The organism is Micromonospora sonchi, assembly GCF_014646235.1.
GTDB classification, from domain to species: Bacteria; Actinomycetota; Actinomycetes; order Mycobacteriales; family Micromonosporaceae; genus Micromonospora; species Micromonospora sonchi.
Genome location: NZ_BMNB01000005.1, coordinates 50,966 through 75,630 on the forward strand (window position 1 = coordinate 50,966; position 24,665 = coordinate 75,630).

Genomic DNA, 24,665 nt, shown 5'->3' on the forward strand with positions numbered 1-24,665 from the left:
AGCGGCGCGGACATGCCGGACCAGTGCAGTCCAAGATCATCAGCGGGCTGCGCGGGGGGCGACCCGGTGGCTACCATGCGGGCATGCCGGAGCCGCTGCTCGATCGGGCCCTGCGAGCCGGCCGCCGGTTACGGGCCAACGGTGAGCCTCGGGCGCACTACGTGATCTGCGGCCAGGATCCGCTCGCCTACTGGGTGGTGCGGGCGTTGCGCGGCGGCGAGACACAGGCCGGGCGGTTGCGGATCACGCTGATCGTGCCCGAGCGTCGGCGCTCTCCCGGGCCGGACGGCCGTGACCTGGCCGGGGTCGAGGTGATCCGGGCCGACCGGCTGGACGAGATCGCCTTCCGCCGGGCCGGTCTGGCCGGGGCGGAAGGGCTGGCCCTGCTGCATCAGGACGACGTGGGCAACATGCACGCCGCCCTGTGCGCTCAGGAGGTCGAGCCCCGGCTGCGCCTGGTGGTGCGGATGTTCAACACCGGCCTGGCCAACGGGGTCCGGCAGATCTTCCCCGACTCGGCGGTGCTCTCGGACACCTCGATGGCGGCCCCGGCGTTCGTGGCCGCCGCGCTCGGCGAGGTCGCGCCCACCCACTTCCGGCACGGCGGACGCACCCTCTACGTGGCGCGCCGGGACGACGTACGGCCGAACGAGATCGTCTGCGGGGTGGCCGACACCCGCGATCCGCAGCAGGTGCTGCTGCTGCCGACGCATGGCCGGGACGCCGACGTGGTGCTCGCCGAGGCGGCCGGCCGACCGGCGGGCGCCGAGCTGGCCGCACGCCGGATGGCCCGGGCCCGGCGGCGTCGCCGCCCGGTGGCGATGGTGCTGCGGGCGGTCCGCAGCTTCGCCACCCGCAAGATCGGCGTCGCGGTGATCCTGCTGCTCGCGGTGGTGGGCCTGCTCGGTGGGCTGTACGCCAACGCGGCGCACGTCAGCCTGGCCGACGCGGTGTACCTGGCCCTGGTCACCACCCTCACCGGGCAGGACCCGGACACTGCCAAGGGCGCCGCCGAACAGATCATGCAGGTGGTGCTCAACCTCGCCGGGCTGGCGCTGATTCCGCTGATCACCGCGGTGGTGGTCGACGGGGTGGTCAACGCCCGGCTGGCCCTGCACACCGGGCGGATCCTGCCGGAGCGTTCCGGGCACGTCGTGGTGGTGGGGCTGGGCAACATCGGCACCCGGGTGATGGCCCAGCTCAACGACTTCGGCCTCGAGGTGGTGGCGATCGACAAGAACCCGGACGCGCGCGGCGCCGGACTCGCCCGGCGGCTGGGCGTACCGCTGGTGGTGGGGGACGCGGCGCAGGAGGAGACGTTGCGCGCCGCCTCGGTGGCCACCTGCCAGGCCCTGGTCGTGGTCTCCACCGACGACGGGGCCAACCTGCGGGCGGCGCTGAATGGCCGGACCATCAACGACCAGCTCCGGGTGGTGCTGCGGCTGTTCGACGGCGACTTCGCCGAGCGGGTGCAGCGCGCCTTCGGCATCGGCACCTCGCGCAGCGTCTCCTACCTGGCCGCCCCGTCGTTCGCCGCCGCGCTGCTGGACCGGGCGGTGATCGCCACCATCCCGGTCGGCCGGCACGCCCTGCTGGTCACCGAGGTCCCGGTGGCGGCCGGCTCGGCCCTGGACGGGCAGCCGCTCGCCGCAGTGAACAAGACCGGGAGCGTACGCCTGCTCGCGCACGCCCGCGCCGGCCAGCGGTACGACTGGACGCCCGAGCGACGCCGGGTGATCGTCGCCGGGGACCGGCTGACCGTGATGGCCCGTCGGGCCGGCCTGAACGCCCTGCTCCGCAAGGCCGCCCCACCCGAGCCGGAGACCCCGCGCGGCGCTCCCGAGCCGCGTGAAACAGCGGAATAGACCAGAAGCACATAGTCGAGTGACCGTCATGTCACACAGACATAAATATGTCTCTGTGACATGACGGCTTCAACGAGTAGTGCCTCCCCCCGGCCGGGTAAGGGCCAGGAGCCGGGTAAGGGCCAGGAGCTGACCCGGACGGTCAGTGGCGGGCGGGGCGGAGGGCGTACCAGGCGGCGCCGAGGGCGAGCACGCCGAAGCCGGCGAGCACGCTGGCCAGTGGCAGGTTGACCGCGAGCAGTACGCAGCCGACGAGCCCGATCACGGCCAGCGCCTGCACCGGCAGCTTTCGGGCCGGTTCGCGGCCGAGCGTCAGTGCGGCGGCGTTGGTGATGGCGTAGTAGACCAGCACGGTGACGCTGGAGAAGCCGATCGCTCCCCGCACGTCGGCCAGCACGACCACCAGGATCACCACGGCGGCCACCGCCAACTCGGCCCGGTGCGGCACCTGGTGCACAGGGTGCACGGCGGCCAGCGCGGTAGGCAGGTCGCGGCGGCGGGCCATCGCCAGGGTGGTTCGGCCGACCCCTGCGACCAGGGAGAGCAGCACCCCGGTGACCGCGACGGCCGCCCCGGCGCGGACCACCCAGGCAAGGCCGGGCAGCCCGGCGGCGGTCACCACGTCGGCCAGGGGCGCGGCGGAACTGGCCAGTTGGGCCGGCCCGAGCACGCCGAGCGTGATCACGGCCAGCAGCAGGTAGATCACCAGCACCATGCCGAGTGCCAGCGGCACCGCCCGGGGGATGGTCCGCTCCGGCTCGAGTACCTCCTCGCCGAGGGTGGCGATCCGCGCGTACCCGGCGAAGGCGAAGAAGAGCAGGCCCGCTGCGGTGAGCACGCCCCGGGCCGAGCCGCCGGGCTGATCGAACCGGGCGGCCGACACGTCGGTCGCACCGGCCACCGCGACCAGGGTCAGCACCGCCAGCACGACCAGCACCAGGACCCGGGTGGCGGTCGCGGTCTTCGTCACGCCCCGGAGGTTCACCCCGGTCACCGCGACGACGGCGGCGACCGCGACGAGTCGGGCCTGCCCCGGCCAGAGGTACGCCCCGATGGTCAGCGCCATCGCCGCGCAACTGGCCGTCTTGCCGATCACGAAGCCCCAACCGGCGAGGAACCCGGCGAACGGGTTGAGCCGTTCCCGGCCGTACACGTAGGTGCCGCCGGACTCGGGGTAGCGGGCGGCGAGCCGCGCTGAGCTGGTCGCGTTGCAGTAGGCGATGAAACCGGCGAGCAGGAGCGCCACCAGCAGGCCGACGCCACCAGCCGCCGCGGCGGCGGGGGCGAAGACCACGAAGATGCCCGCGCCGAGCATCGACCCCAGACCGATGACCACGGCATCCGGTACGCCCAACCGGCGGGCAAGCTGATCCACGGCCGCAGCCTAGGGCCGCGTGGTGAACGGGCCACTCCAGTTGCGTAACGGATCGGGCAGCGGCAGGTCGTCCCAGGGCACCCGGTGCAGCAGCCGGTCCAGCAGCAGCCCCAGCAGCAGCCCGGCCACCGAGTCGGTCAACCAGTGCCAGCCCAGGTAGGTCGTGGTGCAGAGGACCACTGCCGGCGGCACGATCCGGACCACGAGCACCAGCCGGCGGGGCATCGCGCGGCCGAGGCCGGCCAGCAGCGGAGCGAGCAGCACTGCGATCACGCCGTACCAGACGATCGCGTTGGCGACGTGCCCGGACGGGTACGACTGGGCGAACCGGACCGGCAGGTCGTCCTGGAAGAGCGGGAGGGTCTGCTCCGCCGGCAGGAACGGTTCCTTGCTGCTGGCGCTCGGCGCGGGCCGGGCCGTCCACACCTTCAGTGGGCCGATGGTCAGGAGGGTGAGCACGAAGGCGGCCACCGGTACGAGCAGGGGGCGCACCGAGCGCAGCCGGACGGCCAGCAACGCCGCCAGACCGGTCGCGATCAACGTCAGCGGGGTGCCCTGACCGAGGTAGTTGAGGACGATCGCGATCCACCGGGCGGCGGTGGGCCGGTGTGCGTCGGCCCAGTCGGCCACCGCGCGGTCGATGCCGAAGAACATGCCGGCGGCGAGCGCGGCGGTCAGCGCGACCAGGGCGGCCAGCAGCACGGCGTCGAACCACCAGCCGGCCGGGCGTACCGGTGCCGGGCGTAACCTGCCGCGTACCGGTGTCGTCTCCCGCACCCGGATCACGCTACCGGCCCGACGTGGTGGCCGACCCGAGCGGTGCGGGGTGGCTGTGGGCCGAACCACGTGGGGAAGCGTTCCGGCCGGGTACGCGTCAGACTGGACGCGTGCGGATCACTTCGGCTCTCGTCGACCCGGCGCTGCTCGACCTCCCCTGGTCGACGCCGCTGGAGCAGTGGCCGGCTGAACATCTGGTCGCGCTGCCGCAGGGCATCTCCCGGCACGTGGTGCGCTTCGTGCGACTGGGCGGGTACGTCTACGCGGTCAAGGAGACCGGCGAGCGGGTGGCCGAGCGGGAGTACGACCTGCTGCGCGCCCTGGAGCGGATCGACTTTCCGTCGGTGCGGGCGGTGGCGATCGTCGCCGACCGGGAGTCCGACGCCGGTGAGCCGCTCGACCCGGTGCTGATCACCCGGCATCTTCAGTTCTCCCTGCCCTACCGGGCGCTGTTCTCCCACACGCTGCGGCCGGAGACGATGGGCCGGCTGCTCGACGCGCTCGCCGCGCTGCTGGTCCGGATGCATCTGACCGGCTTCTTCTGGGGCGACTGCTCGCTGTCCAACACGCTGTTCCGGCGCGACGCCGGTGCCTTCGCCGCGTATCTGGTGGACGCGGAGACCGGGGCGCTGCGCACCGTGCTCTCCAACGGTCAGCGTGGTGAGGATCTGGAGATCGCCCGGGTCAACATCTTCGGCGAGGCGCTGGATCTACAGGCCGCCGGCCTGCTGCACGACTCGATCGACCCCGAGATGGTCTCCGAGGAGGTCGTGCAGCGCTACGAGCGGCTCTGGCACGAGATCACCTACGAGCAGCAGGTCGAGCGGGAAGCCCGGCACGACATCGAGGGGCGCATCCGCCGGCTCAACGAGATGGGCTTCGACGTGGCCGAGGTGGCCATGTCGACCATGGGCAACGGGCGGTACCTGGTCCGGCCGAAGGTCGTCGACGCCGGCTACCACCACCGCCGGCTGCTCCGGCTCACCGGCCTGGACGCCGAGGAGAACCAGGCCCGCAAGCTGCTCAACGACCTCGACGCGTACCGGGCGGAGAGCGACCTGACCGACGAGCAGCAGGCCGCCCACCGCTGGCTGACCGAGGTGTTCGAGCCGGTGGTCCGGGCGGTCCCCGCTGACCTGCGGCGCAAGCTGGAGCCGCAGGAGCTGTTCGCCCAGATCATCGAGCACAAGTGGCTGCTCTCCGAGCGGGCCGGGCGGGACGTGGGGATGCGGCACGCGGTGCAGTCGTACCTGACCGACGTGTTGGTGCACCGCCCCGACGAGCAGGCCGTCCTCGGCGTCGAGATGTCGAAGGCCTGAGGGCTCCCGTCACCGCACCCATTCGCCGGCGCGCATCACCTGCACCACGTTCAGCTCCTCGTCGAGCACGACCAGGTCGGCGCGCAGACCGGCGGTGAGGGCGCCGACCCGGTTGCCGAGGCCGACGGCCAGGGCCGGGGTGGTGGACACCATGCGTACCGCGTCGGGCACCGGCATGCCGACGGCCACCGCGTGGCGCAGCGCCGCGTCCATGGTGAGCGTGCTGCCGGCGATCGTGCCGTCGGCGAGGCGGGCCTGGCCGTCGACGACGGTCACCGCCTGGCCGCCCAGCTCGTACTCGCCGTCGGGCATGCCGGCGGCGGCCATCGCGTCGGTCACCAGCGCGCACCGTTCCGGACCGGCGGTCGCGACGGCGAAGGTGAGGGTCCCCTTGTGCAGGTGCACCCCGTCGGCGACCAGCTCGCAGAACACGTTCGGCGCGGTGAGCAGCGCCACCGCCGGCCCCGGGTCCCGGTGGTGCACCGGGCGCATCCCGTTGAACAGGTGGGTGCCGACGCTCGCGCCGGCCGCCACGGCGGCGCAGGTCTGTTCGTAGGTGGCGTCGGTGTGGCCCACCGCGGCGACCACACCCTGCCCGGTGAGCAGACCGATGGCCTCGAGCGCGCCGGTGCGCTCGGGGGCGAGGGTGACCATCCGCACTGCCCCCTCGCCGAGCTTGAGCAGCTCGGTCAGCTCGTCGGTGGACGGGTCACGGAGGAACTCCGGGTTCTGCGCGCCGCACCGGACGGCGGACAGGTACGGCCCCTCGAAGTGGATGCCGGCCAGCACCTCCTCCCGGACCAGCGGCGCGAAGGCCGTGGTGGCCGAGCGCATCAGCTCGAAGGGCGCGCTGACCAGGCTGGCCAGCAGGCTGGTGGTGCCGTGGTTCAGGTGGAACGCGGCGGCGGCCCGGGCGGAGTCGGCGTCACCGGTGGTGAAGGTGTGCCCGCCGCCGCCGTGGGTGTGGATGTCCACGAAACCGGGCACGATCCAGTGGCCGTCGCGGACCGACGGATACTCGGCGACCGCGCTGATCCGGTCGCCTCTGACCTCGACGCAGCCCTGCCGGATCACCCCCGTCGGGGTCACCACCTTGCCGTTCACCCGAAGGGTCATCTCGTCTCCAGTTGGTCGAGGGCGAGCAGGGCGGCGCCGAGGCATCCGGCCTCGTCGCCGAGAGCGGCCGGGACCAGTTGTGGCTCCCGGTGAAAGGTCAGACGGTCCCGCAGCGCGGTACGCAGCGGGTCGAACAACCCGGTGCCGGCCTGGGCGAGGCCGCCGCCCAGGACGATCGTCTCCACGTCGAAGAGCGCCTGGGCGGTGGCCAGACCGTCGGCCAGCGCCTCGACGGCCTCCCGCCAGACCCGGCTGGCGAGTTCCTCGCCCGCCGCCGCCCGGGTGGCCACCTGGGCGGCGGTCACCATGGTCCGTCCCGACGTCGGTCCGGCGGCGGACCCATCGTCCGATGTGGTGTCGGCGAACCGGGCCGCCGCAGTGCCGGTGAGGTCGCCGTAGCGGCGGGCGACGGCCGAGGCGGAGGCGATCGCCTCCAGGCAGCCCGGACGCCCGCAGCCGCAGACCGGCCCGTCCGGGCGGACCAGGATGTGGCCGAGTTCTCCGGCGGCGCCGTGCACGCCGGTGGTGGCCGAGCCGGCGACCACGTGCGCGGCGGCGATGCCGGTACCGATCGCCACGAAGAGCACGTGCCCGGCGTCGCGGCCGGCGCCCATCCGCGCCTCGGCGAGGCCGCCCGCGCGCACGTCGTGGCCGAGCGCCGTGGGCAGGCCGAGTCGCGCGGACGCCAGCTCACGCAGGGGTACGTCCCGGAAGCCGACGTTCGCCGACCAGACCGCGACGCCGCGTGCCTCGTCGACGACGCCCGGCACCACGATGCCGAGCGCGGCCGGGGTGAGCCCGTCCGCGCGCGCCCTGCCGGCCAGTCCCTGCGCCACGGCCAGGATCGTGTCGACCACGGCGTCGGGACCGCGCCCGGCGTCGGTCGGGTGTCGCTCGGTGTGGACCACGGCACCGTCGACGCCGATGAGCGCGCACTTCATCCCGGTGCCGCCCACATCCAGTGCGACGGCGACGTCGCCGACGCTCATGCCGACATGTCACCACGCCGGGTCCCGGCGCGAGCGCGCTGCCTCACGTGAGGACCACGGAGCGGCTCAGGTGCCGGGGCGCGTCCGGGTCGAGCCCGCGACTGGCCGCCAGGGCGATGGCGAATCGCTGCGCCAGGATCAGGTCGGCCATCGGGTCGACCGGGGTACGACCGGCGGCCCAGCGGCCCAGCACGGTGCGCACCCCGTGGGTGCGGCTGTGCGCGAACGCCGCGCCGGTGGCGGCGACGTCCTCGGGCAGTCCGTCGGGCAGTTCACCGAAGGCCCAGACCAGCCGGCCGGGGGCGGCCACGGCGATCGGGCCGTGCCGGTAGTCCATCGCCGGGTACGCCTCGGCCCAGAACGTGGCGGCCTCGCGGCACTTCAGCGCCGCCTCCTGGGCCAGTCCGATCGTCCAGCCCCGGCCGAGGAAGGTGACCTGTTCGATCAGGGCCGGGTCGATCGGTAGCGGGGCGCGCACGGCGACCTCCGCGTCGGCGACCAGGGCCGTGATGTTGTCGCCGAGGTGGGCGCGGAGCAGGGCCAGCACGGTGGTGGCGAAACGGGTCTGCACCACCGAGCGTTCGTCGGCGAAGGGCATGGTGACGGCGGCGTCCGCGAGACTCGCGGCGGGAGAGCCGGGGTCGCCGACCAGCACCGTGGTCGGGGTCCGCCCGCGCAGCGCGGCGAGCAGGTCCAGCACCTCGGTCGTGGTGCCGGAGCGGGTGATCGCCAGCAGCCGGTCGTAGCGGCGGTCGGCGGGGTACTCGCTGGCCTGGAAGGCGTCCGTTTCGCCCTGGCCGGCGGCCTCCCGGCGGGCCGCGTACGCCATTCCCATGAACCACGACGTGCCGCAGCCGACGACGGCGACCCGCTCGCCGGGGCGGGGCAGTCGGTCGAGCACGCTGGGGGCGAGTTCGCCGGCCTGGCGCCAGCAGCCCGGCTGACTCGCGATCTCTGTGTGAACGTAAGCCATGAGAACTCCTTGCCCGGCGGACCGTTGCGCAATACGGCTCGTTTATCCCACCTTTCGAGCGTTCATTGTGCGTGAAATCTGGTGGGAATAGCAACTGGGCGCGCGATCGAGCAGCCCAGGGTTTTGCCTCATCGTAGTTTCGAGCACTAGTGTGCACGCAACCAATCACCGTTCGTGCAGACACGGAGGCTCGGGGTGGACCGTTACGCGAGATGGAACGCCCTGCTCGAGATGCTGACCGAGTCCGGTCGGATCACCGTCGAGAAGGCCGCCGAACGACTGGACGTCTCCCAGGCGACCATTCGCCGGGACTTCGACCAGCTCGCCCAACAGCAGATGATCACGCGCACCCGGGGTGGTGCGGTCGCCAACGGGGTCTCGTACGACCTGCCGCTGCGGTACAAGACGGCCAAGCACTCGGCCGAGAAGCAGCGCATCGGCGCGGCCGCCGCGGCGCTGGTCTCGCCGGGCACGGTGGTCGGCCTCAACGGCGGCACCACCAGCACCGAGGTGGCCCGGGCGCTGGCTGTCCGCCCGGATCTCAACACCAACGCCGAAGGTGCCCAGTTGACCGTGGTCACCAACGCGCTGAACATCGCCAACGAGCTGCTGGTCCGCTCCCGGATGAAGGTCGTGGTGGCCGGCGGGGTGGTGCGGCCGAAGTCCTTCGAGCTGGTCGGGCCGTTGGGCGGGGCGCTGCTGCGCGAGGTCACCCTGGACGTGGCGCTGCTCGGCGTGGACGCGATCGACCCGCAGCTCGGCGCCGCCGCCCACCACGAGGGCGAGGCGGCGATGAACAACCTGATGGTCGCGCGGGCCAAGCGGGTGGTCATCATCGCCGACTCGTCCAAGCTGGGCGGTCACGCCTTCGCCCGGATCTGCCCCGTCGAGCGGGTGGAAACGCTGGTCACCGACTCGGGTTCCGCACCCGAGCTGATCGACGCCTTCCGCACCGCCGGCGTCCACGTCATCTGCGCCTGAGGTGCAAGGAAGGGCCCCCTTTTAACGCCTCCGGTATAGCAGGGGCCCCCTTTTAACAGCCGCGACAGTCGCCCTCCGGCGCGCCGCTGCATACCAGGTATCGCCTCCGTCTGCATACCGCGTATGGTGTCGATCGTTGCCCACACACCAACGGGGGAGGTGCAGCTTGCCAGCTGTCCTGGAAATCGAAGGTCTACGAAAGACGTACCGCAGTCGACGACGCGGCACCCGCAACGCCCTGGACGGCTTCGACATGCGGGTCGAGGCGGGCCAGGTCCACGGCTTTCTCGGCCCCAACGGGTCGGGGAAGACCACCACATTGCGTACGCTGCTCGGCCTCATCCGGCCGGACGGCGGCCGGATGACCATCCTCGGCCACGAGGTGCCGGCGGCGCTGCCCCAGATCGCCGGCCATGTCGGTGCGATCGTGGAGAGTCCACAGTTCTTCCCGCACTTCACCGCCCGGGACACCCTCACCCTGCTGGCCAGCGCCGGCGAGGTGCCGGTGCAGCGGGTCGACGAGGTGCTGGAGTTGGTCGGACTACGCGACCGGGCCGGCGAGCGGGTCAAGACGTACTCGCTCGGCATGAAACAGCGGCTCGCGGTCGCCTCGGCCCTGCTGAAGAACCCGAAGCTGCTGATCCTCGACGAGCCGGCCAACGGCCTCGACCCGGGCGGCATCCGGGAGATGCGTACGCTCGTGCGCAACCTCGCCGAATCGGGGATGACCGTGGTGCTCTCCAGCCACATTCTCGGCGAGATCCAGCTGATCTGTGACTCGGTCACCATCATCTCGCTGGGCCGGCGGGTCGCCTTCGGCCCGGTCGACGAGGTGTTGGCGCAGCACTCCTCCGGCTCGGTCCGGGTCCGCCTGGAGGCCGTCACGGACCTGCCGGTCGCCGCCGCCGTGCTGCAGAAGTCCGGTCACCGCGTGTCCGCCAACCCGGACCACCTGATGCTGACCGGAGTGGACAAGCCGGCCACGGTCACCCGGCTCCTGGCCGAGCAGGGCCTCTACGTCAGCGAACTCGCTCCGGTCGCGGTCGACCTGGAGAGCGTCTTCCTCGAACTGACCAACACCGCGCCAGTACCCGGCCAGCACCGACAGGTCGACCAGTCCGTACGAGTCGATGGGGCGGACTCCTCCGCCCCCACCGGGGGAGGTTGGGGCGCGTGAGTCTCTTCCGTACCGAGTTGCGCCGGCTGGCCAAGCGGCGTTTCACCCGCTGGATGACGGCGGGCGGCCTGCTGGTGCTGGCCCTCATCGTGGTGGGCCTGTTCTTCACCAACCAGAAGATCGGCCCCGACCAGTGGGCCGAGGCCAAGCGTTCCGCCGACCAGCAGCACCAGGAGCAGATGCAGTGGGCCGAGCAGGAGCGGGCCAACTGCGAGCGGGCCAAGGCAGCGGGCGAGAACGTCGACTACTACCCGCCCGACTGCGCGGAGATCACCGGACCGCCGCGGGAGGCCATCGAGGAGAAGTGGTTCCTGCCGTCGACCTTCGTCTTCCGGGAATCCTTCGAGGAGATGCTGATCCCGCTCGCGGGAATCCTGGCCATGGTCGGCTTCGTGGTGGGTGCATCCTTCGTCGGTGCCGAATGGAACACCGGCGGGATGATGAACTTGCTGCTCTGGCGCCCGAAGCGGCTGACCGTCCTGCTGACCAAGCTGGGCGCGCTGCTGGCCGGGCTGCTCGCCCTGGCCGTGCCCGCCACGGCGGCCTGGTTCGGTAGCCTCTGGCTGGTCGCCAACTGGCGCGGGACCACCGAGGGGGTGACCTCCGGAGCATGGCAGTCGTTCCTGCTCACCGGGCTGCGCGGCGTGGTGCTGGTGCTGGTGGCGGCGACGGTGGGCTTCGCCCTGGCCTCGCTCGGCCGGCACACCGCGATGGCGCTCGGCGGGGCGGTCGCGGTTCTGATCGTCGGCCAGGTCGGGCTCGCCATCCTGCTGTCCATGGCCCAGGTCCGGTTCGCGCAGGCCTGGCTGTTGCCCACGTACGCGTACTCCTGGATGAGGAAGACAGTCACGCTCGAGGACTGGCGGTCCTGCGAGGCCACCTACACCGGTGAGTGCAAGCCGGCCATCCTGGAACTCACCTGGCAGCATTCGTCGGTGCTGTTCACCGTCGGGGTGGTGTTGTTCCTCGGCGCGGCGCTCTGGACGATGCGCCGGCGGGACGTCGCCTGAGAGGCCGTGGGCGCGATTCCTCCCTCCCCGGATCGCGCCCACGGCGGGTGTTCCGCACGGACCGCCACCGGGTGTTCCGCACGGACCGCCACCGGGCGTTCCGCACGGACCGCCACCGGGTTTTCCGGCGGCCGGCCACGCTCCCGATGCGCCCGGGCTGACCTGTGGTTAGGCTGGGAAGCCCGGTTGGCGTCGCCCGTGCCGGCCGCCCCCGTGAGGAGCCGCATGCAGCCCGCCGACGCCACCCCGGCAGCGGAGCACCCCGACCCCCGGGTGCCGGCCGATGCCGGTCCGGGCACCGTCGCGGTGCCTCCGCCGAGGTCGGCGCCCGAGGCGGAGTCGGGCGTGCCGGACGATGCGGCCGTGCCCGTCGCCGCCGACGCCGCACCAACCGACGCGGTTGACGTGCTCGGCGAGCGGGAGCGGGAGATCCTCGCGTTCGAGCGGCAGTGGTGGCGCCACGCCGGTGCCAAGGAGCAGGCGATCCGGGATCGCTTCGGGTTCTCCGCCACCCGTTACTACCAGTTGCTCAACGCGCTGCTGGACAATCCGGCGGCGCTCGCCGCCGATCCGGTGCTGGTCGGTCGGCTGCTGCGTCTACGCGCCTCCCGAACGCGTAACCGCCGCCGCTGAGGTCGGGTGCAACCGTCCCCGCCGGGCCGGCTACGTGAGCCGCCGCCGAGCGGCTCCAGCGGCCGGTGCCGCTTGAGGCCGGGGGCCGGCTGGTGCCGGGCGCATGTCGGGTCGCCCGGCGGGTAGCCGGGGCGCGGAGGTGGCGGCGATGACCGGTGGCGGCCCTGCGGGACCGAGGTGGGCGGCGCAGCAGATGTATCGGGCGGGCGGCTCAGGGCCGCCCGAGGCGGCCTCCGCCGAGCGTCGGCGGGGCGCGGCGGTCGGAGCGGCGCCGACCATGCGGGTACGCTCCGCCTCCGCCCCGCCGCCCGGACGTACGGTCAACGAGGACCTGGTGTTCCAGAGCGGTCCGCTGGTCGGGGTGTTGGACGGGGCGACCGTACCGGAGGGTTTCGACACCGGCTGCCTGCACGGACCGCAGTGGTACGTCCGGCACCTCGCCGCGCGGCTGGGCCTGGCCGAGGCGGCACGCCCGGCGGCGACGCTGGTGAGCAACCTGGCCGCGGCGATCCTCGCGGTCCGGGCCGACCACGGCGGGCAGTGTGACCTCGACCATCCCGGCACCCCGTCGAGCACCGTCTGTCTGCTGCGCGATGGTGGAGACCAGGTCGACTACCTGGTGCTCTGTGACAGTCCGCTGGTGCTCGACACCGGCGGCAGGGTCGACGTGGTCGCCGACGACCGGTTGGCGGCCTCGGCGGAGAGCCTGGGTGACACCGCCGCCGAGTTGCCGGAATCGACCGACCGGGCCACCCGGTTCCGGTACGCCGTCGGCGTGCAGCGGGGGTGGATGAACCGTACGCACGGCTACTGGGTCGCCGCCGCCGACCCGGACGCGGCCTACCACGCGGTGGTAGGCACCCTTCCCCGGCGCGGGCCGGACGCGCTGCGCCGCGCGGTGCTGCTCACCGACGGAGCCTCCGCCGCCGTCGAGGAGTTCGGACTGTTCGACTGGGCCGCCCTGCTCGACGTGGTGACCGCCGAGGGCCCGGGTGGGCTGATCGACCGCGTGCGAGCCGCCGAGCGGGACCACCCCGAGCGGCTCCGGCGCCACAAGCGAGCCGACGACGCCTCTGCCGTCTACTGCGAGTTCATCGGGCCGGACGACAGCGGAGCGTGAGGAAAAGCACCGGGTGGTCCGACCGGTCGGTCGGCGTTGACCAGAGGTTCCGGTGGTCGCGAATCGGGTGGACGCCCGCTGCCTAGCGCGGAAGACTGCGGCATGTGACAGGCACGGTCCGGTTGGAGCCGGTGGACGAGCAGAATCTCGAACCGTTGCTCTCCGTAGCGGTAGCCGAGGCGGAGCCGGCGGACGTGATGCCGCCGGTGGCGGCACCGGCCGGATGGTCGCACGCCCGGCGGGAGGCGTTCCGGCAGTTCCACCGGGCGAGCTTCGGCGGCCTCGACGGCCCGGAGCGGACCCAGATGTACGCCATCGTGGCCGCCGGCGAGGTGGTCGGAATGGTCCGGATGACCCGTAGCGGGGAACCGGGCACGGTGGAGACCGGCCTGTGGCTCGGCCGGTCCGCTCGGGGGCAGGGACTCGGCCCGGCCGCGCTGCGGGAGTTGCTCGACCGTGCGGCGGCCGCCGGAATGCGGCGCGTCGTGGCCGAGACGACTCCGGGTAATCGCGGCGCCATGTCCGTACTCCTGAAGTGTGGCGCCAAATTGCGCGAGGCGGACGGTAGGGTGTGCGCCGAAATTTGTCTGGACACCCCACCGCCAGCGCTCTGAAATCCGTTTTCTGCCATCTGTCGATCCCATCGTTCCCCCTGCTCCTGGCGACCTGATGCCCGCATTGTCCCGCTTGCTGCCGCGCTGTTCGATCTTCGGGTTGATCACACCCGGGACGCTGCCGAAAACGTTTTGGCAATGGGGGGCCGGGTACCGCCCGCCGGGTCCGCGAACATGGGACACCTGACGATCCGCTGACCTACCGCCCGATCGCCCTGGTGGACCTGCTCGACCGGGTGCTCGCCACCGGCGTGGTGATCAGCGGGGACATCACCATCTCCATCGCCGAGGTCGACCTGGTCCGGATCTCGCTGCGCGCACTGGTCGCCTCGGTCGGCGCGTTGGCCCCACCCGTGCCGGACGCGGTCGGCGGTCCGGCCCTTTCCACGTCGGAGGCTGCCGGCGGATCGGCCGTTCCGACGGCGGAGGCTGCCGGTGGGTCGGCTGTTCCGATCTTGGACGTTCCCTGGGACGACCCCGGGGTCGATCCGGGGCAGGGGCCCGGATGACCGAGCGGGACGAGGGCGCCGACCTGGCCGCCGCGCTCGGTCACCCCGGCTGAGCCTCCCCGGGTGATCCCACTGGACCGGCGGCTCGCAGTCGACCGGGACTCGGTCGAACGCGGGCTGGCCAGCCTGGTGCTCACCGTGATCGAGCTGCTGCGCCAACTGATGGAGCGGCAGGCGCTGCGGCGGGTCGACCTCGGCGACCTGACCGACGAGCAGGTCGACCGGATCGGCATCACCCTGATGGCGCTGGAGGAGCAGATGACCGAACTCCGCGAGTACTTCGGACTGGCCCCCGAGGATCTCGACCTCGACCTCGGGCCCCTGGGTCCCCTGCTCCCGCGCGACTGACCCGCGACCGGCCGAGCCTCGCCGACGGCTCCGGCTCGGGCCGTAGCCCAGCCTGCTGGACGAAGATCGATCGACGGGCCACCGCGTCACCCTTGTCGTTGATCTGGTACCCGTCGAGCCAGAGCCACCCGTGGTAGGTGCTCCGGTCGAGCACGCGGATCACCCGGAACAGGATCGGCTTGGAGAACTGCACGCTGGCTTGCCGGCCCACCTGCAGCAGGTCACCGGCGCGAGGCGTGATCACGTAGCCCCGCACCAGCGTGAGTGCCACGCCGAGCAGGTACTGGTCGTACGTCACGTGCCGAGAGATGTCTGTTTCCTCGCGTTTGGGTGGCAACTCGTTGTCACCTCCTGGACTGCTGCGCGGGGTGCCGGGGCAGCCGCCGAACAGCCCGAAGGGGGATCACGGGTCGTGCCAGCGTCTGCCCCAGCAATCCGGGATGTACCCGGAGGGTGAACCACCTCTGGTGCCAACCCGGGCGGTTCGTTCTCGGGCTAATCCACCTTGCCCTCCTACTCGGAGCTGGCCGATCTGTACTCGGTGTCGGTCTCCACGGCTGCGCGTTCGGTGGCGCTGCTGCGCGATCGAGGCGTGGTCGTCGGTGCGCCCGGAAGAGGTGTCTTCGTCAAGGAGCCGGCTCCCGGCCGAGGCTAGAGGTCGTGCAATAGGTGATTGCCATGGTTCACTGGCGCTGAGGCAGCAACTTCGGGGAACTTGCTGCCTCCCGCCTGCGCCGTGCCAGCAAGTTCGGGGAAGATGCTGCCTCAGGCCAGGGCCGAACGTTCGTGGCGACCGGGTGGCCCGCAAGGGGGAGTGCTGGGCGAGCCGCCGCCTGTTGGCGCGGTTAGAGAGACCGGCAATAGGTGGTGCCGGCGAGATGAGGTCCAGGGGATGGTGGGTCCGGGCCTGGTGGCCGAGGTGGCTGGGATGAGGATGCTGCGTGTTGCGGCAGGTCGGGGTGTTGGGATGTCCAGGGCGGGCACGGGTTGCGGCATGCTGACGTTTCCGGCTCGCTGGGTGGCGCGAGTTGCGGCGTGTCGGGGTTTCCGGGCCGGTTGAGACCGCGAGTTGCGGTCTGCTGTGAGCAGGGCCGCGAGATGCGGTGTCTTGTGTGACGGTGCCGGGGTTGCGGACGTGGTCGCATCGCCTGGCCGCCTGACGCGCCAGGATTCCGCCGTCGCACCGGCCTCCCGCTACCTGGGGACGCCCGACAACTGGGGATCAGCTGCGTTGTTCGGCGTAGGCGGCCAGCCAGGCGACCTGGGCCGGGTCCAGGGAGGGGCGGACGCGGGCGCGGGCCGCCTCGACGTGCGCGGCGGTGACCGTGGTGGCGGTCAGCGACTCGCGCATCGCGGCCAGCGCCGCCTCCCGGATCAGGGCCGCGCAGTCGGCGGCGGAGAAGCCGTCCAGCTCCGCGCCGAGGGCGGCGAGATCGACCTCCTCGGCGAGCGGCACGTTCCGCGCCGAGGCGCGCAGGATCTCCGCCCGCGCGGCGGCGTCCGGCGGCGGCACGTAGACCAGCCGCTCCAGCCGCCCGGGCCGCAGCAGCGCCGGGTCGATCAGGTCGGGGCGGTTTGTCGCGCCGATCACCACGACGTTGCGCAGTGCCTCGACCCCGTCCAGTTCGGTGAGCAGGGCGGCGACCACCCGGTCGGTGGTGCCGCCGTCGGTGGCCTGGCCACGTACCGGGGCGAGGGCGTCCACCTCGTCCAGGAAGATCAGCGTCGGGGCGGCCTCCCGGGCTCGGCGGAAGAGTTCGCGTACCGCGCGTTCGCTCTCACCGACCCACTTCGACAGCAACTCCGCGCCCTTGACCGAGAGCACGTTCGCCCGGCCGGTGCCGGCCAGCGCAGTCACCAGGTAGGTCTTGCCGCAGCCCGGCGGGCCGTAGAGCAGCACCCCGCGCGGCGGTTGCACACCGAGCCGGGCGAAGGTGTCCGGGTAGGTCAACGGCCAGAGCACCGACTCGGTCAGCGTCTGCTTCACCTCCACCAGGTCACCCACGTCGTCGAGGGTCACCCGGGCCAGTTCGAGGGTGGCGGCGGCCATGGTGGTCGGCCGGACCACCTCCAGGGCGGCGGTGAAGTCGTCCATCCGTACCGTCGGGTTCTCCGCCGACTTCTGCCGCAGCGCCGCGCGGACCCCGGCCTCGCGGACCAGCGCGGCCAGGTCGGCGGCGACGAACCCGGGGGTACGTCCGGCCACCTCGTCCAGGCGGACGTCCTCGGCGAGCGGCACCGGGCGGGTCAGTACGGCCAACTGCTCCCGGCGCAGGGCCGCGTCCGGCAGCGGCACGTCGATCCGCAAGGAGAGCAGGTCCGGGGCGCGCAAGGCCGGGTCGACGGCCTCCGGCCGACTGGTGGTGCAGACCACCGCCGCTCCGGCCTGGACCACCTGGGCCAGGCACTGACGGAACACCGTCGCCACCGGGCCGGGGGCGTCCGCCGGGGCCAACGCCTCCACGTCGGTGACCAGCAGCACGGCCGGGCCACCGGCGATCACCTCGGCGGTGACCTCGCGCAGCCGCCCGACGGCCGAGGAGTTGCTCAGTGCCGCGATCTCGGGCGCCCAGAGCGGCTGGACCCGGGCGCCGACCTGAGCGGCCACCGCGCGGACCAGCGCCGACTTGCCCGAGCCGGCCGGTCCGGCGACGAGGACCCCCAGCGCGACCGTGGTGCCCAGCCGGCCCAGCACCTCCCGATGGTGGAAGCCGAGGTCGAGCAGCTCGATCAACTCTTCGGCCTGGGAGCGCAGGCCGGGCAGCTCGTCCACGGACGGGACGTCCGCCACATCGCCGGCCGACCGGTCCGATTCGCCCCGGTCGATGCGGCTGGTGCCGGCGCCACCCTCGAAGCCGGTCAGCGAGCCGCCGGCGCCACCCCCGACGCCAGCCAGCGGTCCGCCGGCGCCACCCCCGAGGCCGGCCAGCGATCCGCCGAGGCCGGCCAGGGCCGCGGACCGGGCGGACACCGGGCCGGCGGTGCCGTGGGTGGCGGCGCCGTGTTCCCAGCCGACGACCGTCTCCATGGTGACCAGCGCTCCGGGGTCGGGATCGGCGGCGACCACCCGCAGCAGTGTGCTGGTCCAGGCGTAGCCGACCCGGGTGGAGAGACTGCGCCGCGCCGCCTCGACCAGGCTGCGCGTCGAGGCGTCCGGCAGGACGTCCTGGGGCAGCAGCGAGACGTCGTCGCCGGCGGTGACCACCTTGCCGAGCAGCGCCAGCCGGAGCATCTCCGGGGAGACCACCGCGACGATCTCCGCCGGTCCGGCGAGCAGCACCTGGGCGGCGGCGGTGACCGGGGCGGGGCTCACCCGCACCTGCCCGCCGTCGCGTACGCCCAGGTTGCCCAGGATCAGGTCGTCGGCGTGCAGCAGGGCGGCGCTCGCGGTCTGCTCGGCCGAGGCGACGATACCGGCGGTCACCCGTCGACCGGTCAGCCGGACGGGATCACCCGGCCGCAGCGCGAGCGCGGTGAGTGCCTCCGGGTGCATCCGGACGATGCCGCGTCGGGCATCGAGCGCGGCGGGACGCAGGGTCGCGGTCAGGGTCAGCTCGGGTTCGCCCACCGCCCGACCCTAACGGCCCGGTCACCGTGGCCGACGGCATCCCCGGCGCCGCCACCGGCAACGCCGGCAGCGGTTCGTCCGGTCAGCTCGTCGGCTCCTCGCCGGTGAGCAGGGACGGGTCGCGCCGGATCAGCTCGGCCAGCCGGACTGCCGGGTCCGCTTCCAGGCCGTCCTGGCTGGCCGGCCAACCGGGCACGGTGTTCGCCGACATCGGCCAGGACGGTGGCGGCGCGGCGGGCTGTCCGGTGACCGTGACCTCCGTGCCGGACCAGGCCACCCGCAGGTCGTACGCCTGACCATCGTGGTCGATCCGGGCGGTGATGATCATCCCCGGGTGCGCCGCGACGACCGCCCGTAGCGCTTCGGCGGCGTCGTCCAGCACGTGGCGCTGCGGTGCCTCGTGGGCCCGCTCACGGGCGGTGGCCCAACCGGGCCCCGCGTTGCGGCTCTCGATCCGGCTCGGATCGTCCCCCACCTGGTTCCCCACCTGGTCCGCCGGCGATCCGAGCGGGCCGTCGGTCGCTTCGGTCGGCTCCGTGGCTCGCCGGCGCAGCGCCTCCTCGCGCCGGCGCATCCGGGCCAGGACCTCGTCCAGTTCGCCTCTCATCCGCCTCACCCCTTCTCACGAGGGCCGTGAGCCGGTCGGCTCAGGCCCGCTTGTCCCGGGTGGCCCGGTCCAGCGCGCGGTCCAGGACGACCAGCAGGGCGTCCCGTACCGAGAGCCGGTCCCGGGCGTCGAACTGCACCAGTGGTACATGATCGCCGATTGCCAGGGCCCACCGGATCGCACCCAGGTCGTGCGCCAGTCGCCCGTCGAAGGCGTTCACGCCGACCACGAAGGGCAGTTCCGCACGCTCGAAGAAGTCGATCGCCGGGTAGGAGTCATCCAACCGGGCGCTGTCGACCACCACCAGCGCACCGAGGGCACCCCGGGCCAGGTCGTCCCACATGAAACCGAAACGTGACTGGCCCGGCGTGCCGAACAGGTACAGCTTCAGGCTGCGGTCGATGGTGACGCAACCGAAGTCCATCGCGACCGTGGTGGTGGTCTTCTCCGAGCGCTGTCCCGGATCGTCGACGCCAATTCCGGCCATCGTCATCTCCGCCTCGGTGGTCAGCGGAACGATCTCCGAGATCGCGGCGACGCTGGTCGTCTTGCCGACCCCGAAGCCGCCGGCGATCAGGATCTTGACCGGGATCGGCGGCTTGGCGCGTGCCGTACCGGTCGCCGTGGGCGCCGTGGCGGGCGGGCGGTAGGGCGGCGGGGGCGCCGGGTGCTGGGGCGGCGGCGCCGGTACCGGGCCGCCGTAGCGGGTCGCGGCGCTGTTGCCGGCGAGCGCGCCAGGCGGGGCGACCGGCCAGTCAGGAGATTGCACGGAGTCCATCAATCACTCGCAGGATGATGTCGGGATCGAGGGCGTCGTCGCTGTCCGTGACGTGCACGTCCAGATGGCCGGCGGCGCGCAGGTCGCCCACCAGGACCCGGGTCACGCCGAACTGCAACCGGGTCTTGGCGGAGATCTCGGCGACCGAGATCGGCTCACCGCAGAGCGCCACGATCGCCTGGAGTTCCGGGGTCAGCCGGGCGGCCGTGACGTGCCACGGTTCGGTCGTCGGCCGGGCGGTCACCTGGGTTTCCAGGCCGATCGTCGGGTCGGCGCCGGCCACCCGGCCGGCGGTGAGCACGAACGGGCGCGGGCCGGTCGGCCCGGCCGCGTCGGATTCCGATTCGACCGCCGCCGGTGCGCCTTCCCGACCGGCGTCACCGGCCGGGGAGGACTCGCGCAGGTAGGGCCGGATCCGGACCACCGGCTCCTGTTCCGCACCGGCGGGGTCGGTACTCATTGCTGCACTGAATTCTTCAGTTCGGCGATCAGGCGCGGGGTGAGTGCACTACCGGCCCGGCCGGCGAAGAGCGTCATCTCGTAGGCCACGGTGCCCAGGTTGGCCGACCGGTCGGCGACCACGCCGAGCACCGAGCCACTGCTGATTGCGCTGATCAGCAGATATCCCTCGGCCATGTCCACCACGACCCGGTTCAGCCCGCCGAGGGCGTACCAACTGGCGGCCCCGCCGGCCAGGCTGGTCATGCCGGAGACGACCGCGGCGAGCCGTTCCGCGTTGGATCGGTCCTTGATCGCGGACATGGCCATCAGCAGGCCGTCCGACGATACGGCGATCGCCTCCAGGACGCCCGCCGTGCTGGACGTGAAGGAGTCCAGCAACCAGTTGAAGGTGCGCGCCTCGGGGCTGAGGTCGCCGGCCGGGTGGCTCTGGTGGTCGAGGTTCTCGTGAACGTGCGGGCTGGTCAACGTGGCGTTCCTTCTTCGTCGCTGCGGTGGGTACGGACATCGCGCAGAGCCCGGGCGACGCCCGTCTCGAACGCGTTGATGAGATCGCGGACCTCGCCCGGGTCGCCGGGGTCGTGCGCGAGTGGTGGCCGAGGTGGCGCGGTGACCAGGTTCGCACCGGGGACCCGCCGGCTCAGCTGTGCCGGCGCGCCGGACGGCGCCGGTTCGACCGGCTGCGCAACGGCTTCGCCCTGGCTCTGCTCGGCCCGGCGTACTCCGGACTCGAACTGCTCCACGAGAGCACGGGCGGCGACCGGGTCGGCGACTGTGGCATCGACCGCACCTACCGGCGGGGCGTTCCGGGGCAGGTTGGCCCCGGGGATCCGTTGCCGGACCCCCGGCGCCGGGACCGGCGGGTCGGTCGGTGCCGGCGGGGATTGCGGGACCCGGGCGCGGGCCGAGTGAGTCGCGGCGGCCGGCTGCGCGTCGGTGGTCGGGGCGGCCTCCGCAGTGGTGGCGAAGGCGTCCCAGGACTCGGCCAACTCCATGCTCTCGGTGGCCCTGGCCAACAGCGTCTGGTCGAAGCCGGGCGGCCCGGATGGATCGGCGACCGGCCCGGCGGGGCCGCCGACCACCGCCGGCGCGTGGGCCGGCGGCGGGGCGTCGGGCTCCGGCTGCTGGGCCTGGATCGCCGGCGCGGGCGGGATTCGGTGCGGCAGGGCGGGCTGGGGAACGGGTGGGGCGGCCGGGACGCTGCCCCGACCGGACGCCGAGACCAGCAGGGACGATCGGGAAAGCAACAGGGTGGCGGTGACGCCGCCACCGGGGGTCGCCTGAAGGGACACCGTCCAGCCGTGCCGGCGGGCCAGCCGGCCCACCACGAAGAGCCCGAGCACCTCGGTCGGGGCGAGGTCCAGCCGCTCCCGTCGGGTGAGTCGGGCGTTCTCGTCGGCCAGCCGCGCCTCGGTCATGCCGATCCCGTGGTCCACCACGGTCAACCGGGCGCTCTCGTCGGTGAGTTCGCCGCCGACCACGACGCGGGTGTGGGGCGGGGAGAAGACGGTGGCGTTCTCCATCAGCTCGGCCAGCGCCAGCACCAGGTCACCGATGATCGCCGGGGTGGCGGCCACCCCGGTCGGGACCCGTACGTCGACCCGGGTGTAGTCCTCGATCTCACCGAGGGCGAGCCGGACCACGTCGGTCAGCGAGACCGGCGCGACGTGGGCGACCTCGTCGGCCGCACCGGAGAGCACCACCAGGTTGCCGGCGTTGCGCCGCAGCCGGCTGGAGATGTGGTCGAGTCGGTACAGGCTCTCCAACCGTCCCGGATCGGTCTCCTGCTGCTCCAACCGGTCGATCAGGGCGATCTGCCGGCCGACCAGGTTCTGGGTACGTCGACCGACGTGGCCGAACATCTGTGCCACGTTGCGCCGGCTGGCCACCTGCCGCTCGACCAGCCGGGCGGCCGTGTTCTGCACCCGTTCGAAGGCCCGAGCCAGGTCGCCGATCTCGTCCCCGGCGCGGATGTCGACCCGGTCGAGGCGGATCGGTTGGGCGGTCTCCGCCTCGTCGTCGGCAACCCGGACCAGCTCGGACTCGGCCACCCTGGCGACCCGGTCGGCGGAGCGGGTGAGCCGACTCAGCGGCCGGGCCACGGTCTGGCCGATCGCCAGGGTGAGCAGGATGACGGCGGCCAGGATGAGCAGGACCAGGGCGGCCACCCAGTACGCCGCGACGAGGGCCCGCTGGCGTTCGTCGCGTACCTCGGCGGTGACGTCGGCGACCAGTTTCTTCTCCACGAACTGCCCAAGGGTGGTCAGTGAGGAGATGGTCGGGAAGAGCGCCTCCAGGGGCGTGCCGGCGAGCGCGGTGACCGGGTCCAGGGCGGATTGTTCGAGGAACTGCGGACCGGTCCGGGCGTCCAGCGCGATCTGTTCGATGTCCATCAGAGCCAGTTGATCCGGGGTGATCAGGCCGAGGACCTGGTCGCTCTCGGAGAGGAGGGTGGCCATGTTGGCCACGAAGGCGCTGGCCAGCTGCGGGTCCGGCTTCGCCGCGAGCAGTACGAGCAGAGCGGCGCCGCCGGACAACCCCTCGCTCTTGCGCAGGATCCGGTCCAGCGCCAGCACCTGGCGACCGGCCGAGGTACGGGTGTCCACGTCGTAGGGCAGGCGCAACGAATTGATCAGGGCGAGGTGCAGCGGCCCGTAGGTGCCGATGATCCGTCCCGGGTCGGCCCGGCCGGCCAGGGCCGCCGTCCGGAGCGCGGCCAGTTGCTTGACCCCGTCGAGGGCCGCGCTCACCTCGGTCGGCAGGTCGGCGCCGAACTCGGCGCGCAGGTCGACGATCCGGTCGTCCACCTCCGCGATTTCCTGCGTCAGCTCGCTGCGCTCGACCTGACCGAGGAGCAGACCGACGGTGAGCATCCGTTCCCGCTGGAGGTGTTGCAGTAGGGTGCCGACCCGGCTGGCGACCTGGACGGTGTCGGCGGTGTCGGCGGCCCGCTGCGCCACGCCGATGCGCTCGACCACCACCGGGAGCGTCAGTCCGAGCATGCAGAGCAGGGGGATGAGTACCAGCAGGGCGAGTTTGCCCCGGATCCGGAGCCTACCGAGCAGCATCGAAGGGCCTCCACCGGTCCGGTTCGCGGCCCGGCCCGGCCGGTTGGAGCGCCGGTGTCTGGTCGCTGGCCGGTCGGAGGGTCGCCGGTTCCCACCGGTCGCCGGTCGGCCGGTCCGACCCCACGGGTTCGGCTTCGACGCTCGACTGATCGGCCACTGTCGAGTCATCTTGCGGGCGAGGCAGCCAGCCGCTCACGGCCAGGACGATCAGCAACAGCGCTGCGAGGCCGCCTGCGCCCAGAACCAGCAGGGCGTCCCGGTCCAACCGGTCGATCCGGTCCGCCAGCAGCCGGTCGATTTCGTCGAGGAGGACCGGTTGGAGCTGCTTGGCCGCCTGCTGCGCCTGGTTCCGCGCGCCGGTGAGCCGGGCGGTGTCCACCCTGCCGCTCTGGTTCGGCAGGGCGAGCAGCGCCATCGTCTCGACCGCCCGCTGGTAGGCGTCGAAGGGATTGAGCACGCTCGCGCCCAGCTGCGCGTTCGCCGAACTCTCCACCACGGCGCGAAGGTTGTTGACCAGGTCCCGGGCTGGTTGCAGCGCGGCGAACCGGAGGGTGGCCAGTTCCATGAGGGAACGCCCCTGGTCGGCGGCGGATCGCCGCTCGATCAGGATGGCCAGGTCGGTGAGTCGCCCGGCCGCGATCAACGCTTCCGGCATTTCCTCACCAACGCCGTCCTGCAGGAAGTACGAGTCGACGTCGGGGTCCCGGATCAGGCCCGAGGTCTGGCGCACCTTGCTGTAGAGGGCCAGCAACAGGTCGGTGACCTCGCCGTACGCTGCGAACGCGGCCTCCGGGTCGGTCAGCGACCGCTCGGGCAGCGCTTCCAGCTTCGCGCGTATCCCGGCCCACCGTTCGCTGGTGCGCAGCTCATCGCCGATCCGGGCATCGACCGCCGCGGCCTGCTCCACCGCCCGGTCCAGGGTCTCCCGGGGCAGCGGGCGGCGGGTGACCGCAGCGCTCTGCGCGTTCACCAGCGCCTCGGTGACCGGACCGAGAGCCCGGAGATATTCGACGCCGAGCTGTTCCCGTTCAAGGGCGTCACGGTCGGCGTCGACGAACCGGTGACCCTGTATGACAAGGAACGCCACCGGCAAGAGCAGCACGGTGGCGAGTAGCAGCGGCAACAGCCGGCCCGGTGTCCGGGGCCGGCGACGGACCCGCGACGCGGGAACGGTCATGGTTGTCTCCTCCGGCGGTGACGCAGGTACTGCGGGCGGCGTCGACGAGCCGGTCCCGTGCGCCGGACCGGAAAACTAACCGAACTGGCAGGCCGGGGCGTCGACCGGCCGGGGTCAGATTTGCGTCACTTCGAGCGATGTGACCTAGACGCGTTGCCGTGGCTACCGAGGGTGGCTTCCCGGAGGGGATTCGACATACTTC

General features: G+C 72.5%; 21 protein-coding genes and 4 pseudogenes. 11 read left to right on the forward strand and 14 right to left on the reverse strand.

Annotated elements, in window-relative coordinates; genetic code table 11:
* Positions 1–83 precede the first annotated feature (83 nt).
* Entirely contained in the window at positions 84–1,865 is a 1,782-nt protein-coding gene (locus tag IEY61_RS07115) for a potassium channel protein (RefSeq protein ID WP_189041776.1), read from the forward strand.
* Between the two features lie 142 nt (positions 1,866–2,007).
* Here IEY61_RS07115 and IEY61_RS07120 read toward each other — a convergent pair whose 3' ends face one another.
* Entirely contained in the window at positions 2,008–3,240 is a 1,233-nt protein-coding gene (locus tag IEY61_RS07120) for an APC family permease (protein ID WP_189041777.1), read from the reverse strand.
* 9 nt (positions 3,241–3,249) lie between these two features.
* On the reverse strand, positions 3,250–4,026 hold the full coding sequence (locus tag IEY61_RS07125; RefSeq protein WP_229705756.1) for a phosphatase PAP2 family protein: 777 nt from the start codon (positions 4,024–4,026) through the stop codon (positions 3,250–3,252).
* A 101-nt stretch (positions 4,027–4,127) separates the two neighbouring features.
* Here IEY61_RS07125 and IEY61_RS07130 point away from each other — a divergent pair, with 101 nt between their 5' ends.
* Positions 4,128–5,336 carry a DUF4032 domain-containing protein gene (locus IEY61_RS07130; RefSeq protein ID WP_189041781.1) on the forward strand — a complete coding sequence of 403 codons (1,209 nt, stop codon included), beginning with the start codon at positions 4,128–4,130 and terminating at the stop codon, positions 5,334–5,336.
* Between the two features lie 9 nt (positions 5,337–5,345).
* Here the strand turns inward: IEY61_RS07130 and nagA are convergent, their stop codons facing one another.
* The 3 genes from nagA to IEY61_RS07145 are packed head-to-tail and all read right to left on the reverse strand — an operon-like array spanning position 5,346 to position 8,414.
* Positions 5,346–6,452 carry an N-acetylglucosamine-6-phosphate deacetylase gene (gene nagA / locus IEY61_RS07135; RefSeq protein WP_189041783.1) on the reverse strand — a complete coding sequence of 369 codons (1,107 nt, stop codon included), beginning with the start codon at positions 6,450–6,452 and terminating at the stop codon, positions 5,346–5,348.
* Positions 6,449–7,441: an ROK family protein gene (locus IEY61_RS07140; RefSeq protein ID WP_189041784.1), complete on the reverse strand. Its 993-nt coding sequence runs from the start codon at positions 7,439–7,441 to the stop codon at positions 6,449–6,451. Before IEY61_RS07140 ends, nagA begins: the two co-directional genes overlap by 4 nt.
* Positions 7,442–7,484: 43 nt before the next feature.
* Positions 7,485–8,414 (reverse strand): SIS domain-containing protein, encoded by a 930-nt coding sequence (locus tag IEY61_RS07145; protein ID WP_189041785.1) that lies wholly within the window; start codon positions 8,412–8,414, stop codon positions 7,485–7,487.
* A 195-nt stretch (positions 8,415–8,609) separates the two neighbouring features.
* Here IEY61_RS07145 and IEY61_RS07150 point away from each other — a divergent pair, with 195 nt between their 5' ends.
* From IEY61_RS07150 to IEY61_RS07185, 8 genes are all read left to right on the forward strand, one after another.
* A complete protein-coding gene (locus tag IEY61_RS07150; protein WP_189041786.1) occupies positions 8,610–9,395 on the forward strand; it encodes a DeoR/GlpR family DNA-binding transcription regulator in 786 nt (261 codons plus the stop codon).
* Positions 9,396–9,648: 253 nt separating this feature from the next.
* Positions 9,649–10,572, forward strand: coding sequence for an ATP-binding cassette domain-containing protein (locus IEY61_RS07155; RefSeq protein WP_189042071.1), 924 nt, complete (start codon positions 9,649–9,651; stop codon positions 10,570–10,572).
* A complete protein-coding gene (locus tag IEY61_RS07160) occupies positions 10,569–11,582 on the forward strand; it encodes an ABC transporter permease subunit (protein ID WP_189041787.1) in 1,014 nt (337 codons plus the stop codon). The genes IEY61_RS07155 and IEY61_RS07160 overlap by 4 nt, the downstream gene beginning before the upstream one ends.
* A 225-nt stretch (positions 11,583–11,807) precedes the next feature.
* The gene (locus IEY61_RS07165; RefSeq protein ID WP_189041788.1) at positions 11,808–12,215 is read left to right on the forward strand and encodes a DUF3263 domain-containing protein; all 408 of its coding nucleotides are present in this window, start codon (positions 11,808–11,810) and stop codon (positions 12,213–12,215) included.
* Between the two features lie 148 nt (positions 12,216–12,363).
* Positions 12,364–13,335 (forward strand): hypothetical protein, encoded by a 972-nt coding sequence (locus IEY61_RS07170; RefSeq protein WP_189041789.1) that lies wholly within the window; start codon positions 12,364–12,366, stop codon positions 13,333–13,335.
* Positions 13,336–13,439: 104 nt separating this feature from the next.
* Positions 13,440–13,949, forward strand: coding sequence for a GNAT family N-acetyltransferase (locus tag IEY61_RS07175; protein ID WP_189041790.1), 510 nt, complete (start codon positions 13,440–13,442; stop codon positions 13,947–13,949).
* A gap of 218 nt (positions 13,950–14,167) precedes the next feature.
* Positions 14,168–14,458 (forward strand): gas vesicle protein, encoded by a 291-nt coding sequence (locus IEY61_RS07180; protein ID WP_229705742.1) that lies wholly within the window; start codon positions 14,168–14,170, stop codon positions 14,456–14,458.
* Between the two features lie 63 nt (positions 14,459–14,521).
* Positions 14,522–14,806 (forward strand): gas vesicle protein K, encoded by a 285-nt coding sequence (locus IEY61_RS07185; RefSeq protein ID WP_189041792.1) that lies wholly within the window; start codon positions 14,522–14,524, stop codon positions 14,804–14,806.
* A gap of 28 nt (positions 14,807–14,834) precedes the next feature.
* Here IEY61_RS07185 and IEY61_RS07190 read toward each other — a convergent pair.
* Positions 14,835–15,047: pseudogene (locus tag IEY61_RS07190) on the reverse strand (hypothetical protein); the annotation flags it as partial.
* Positions 15,048–15,311: 264 nt separating this feature from the next.
* On the opposite strand from IEY61_RS07190, the pseudogene IEY61_RS07195 reads away from it, so the two are divergent.
* Positions 15,312–15,461 (forward strand): annotated as a pseudogene (locus tag IEY61_RS07195) (GntR family transcriptional regulator); the annotation flags it as partial.
* 567 nt (positions 15,462–16,028) lie between these two features.
* On the opposite strand, the pseudogene IEY61_RS07200 reads toward IEY61_RS07195, so the two are convergent.
* From IEY61_RS07200 to IEY61_RS07230, 8 genes and pseudogenes are all read right to left on the reverse strand, one after another.
* Positions 16,029–17,588, reverse strand: a pseudogene (locus IEY61_RS07200) (AAA family ATPase); the annotation flags it as partial.
* Positions 17,589–17,777: 189 nt separating this feature from the next.
* A pseudogene (locus tag IEY61_RS32095) lies at positions 17,778–18,374 on the reverse strand (AAA family ATPase); the annotation flags it as partial.
* 82 nt (positions 18,375–18,456) lie between these two features.
* The gene (locus IEY61_RS07205) at positions 18,457–18,981 is read right to left on the reverse strand and encodes a hypothetical protein (RefSeq protein ID WP_189041798.1); all 525 of its coding nucleotides are present in this window, start codon (positions 18,979–18,981) and stop codon (positions 18,457–18,459) included.
* Positions 18,982–19,021: 40 nt separating this feature from the next.
* Positions 19,022–19,759, reverse strand: a complete 738-nt coding sequence (locus IEY61_RS07210; protein ID WP_189041800.1) for a GTP-binding protein — start codon at positions 19,757–19,759, stop codon at positions 19,022–19,024.
* Positions 19,737–20,219, reverse strand: a complete 483-nt coding sequence (locus IEY61_RS07215; protein WP_189041802.1) for a DUF742 domain-containing protein — start codon at positions 20,217–20,219, stop codon at positions 19,737–19,739. The genes IEY61_RS07210 and IEY61_RS07215 overlap by 23 nt, the downstream gene beginning before the upstream one ends.
* On the reverse strand, positions 20,216–20,686 hold the full coding sequence (locus tag IEY61_RS07220; protein WP_189041803.1) for a roadblock/LC7 domain-containing protein: 471 nt from the start codon (positions 20,684–20,686) through the stop codon (positions 20,216–20,218). The genes IEY61_RS07215 and IEY61_RS07220 overlap by 4 nt, the downstream gene beginning before the upstream one ends.
* Positions 20,683–23,286 carry a sensor histidine kinase gene (locus IEY61_RS07225; RefSeq protein WP_189041804.1) on the reverse strand — a complete coding sequence of 868 codons (2,604 nt, stop codon included), beginning with the start codon at positions 23,284–23,286 and terminating at the stop codon, positions 20,683–20,685. Before IEY61_RS07225 ends, IEY61_RS07220 begins: the two co-directional genes overlap by 4 nt.
* A complete protein-coding gene (locus tag IEY61_RS07230) occupies positions 23,273–24,463 on the reverse strand; it encodes a hypothetical protein (RefSeq protein WP_189041805.1) in 1,191 nt (396 codons plus the stop codon). Before IEY61_RS07230 ends, IEY61_RS07225 begins: the two co-directional genes overlap by 14 nt.
* Positions 24,464–24,665 lie beyond the last annotated feature (202 nt).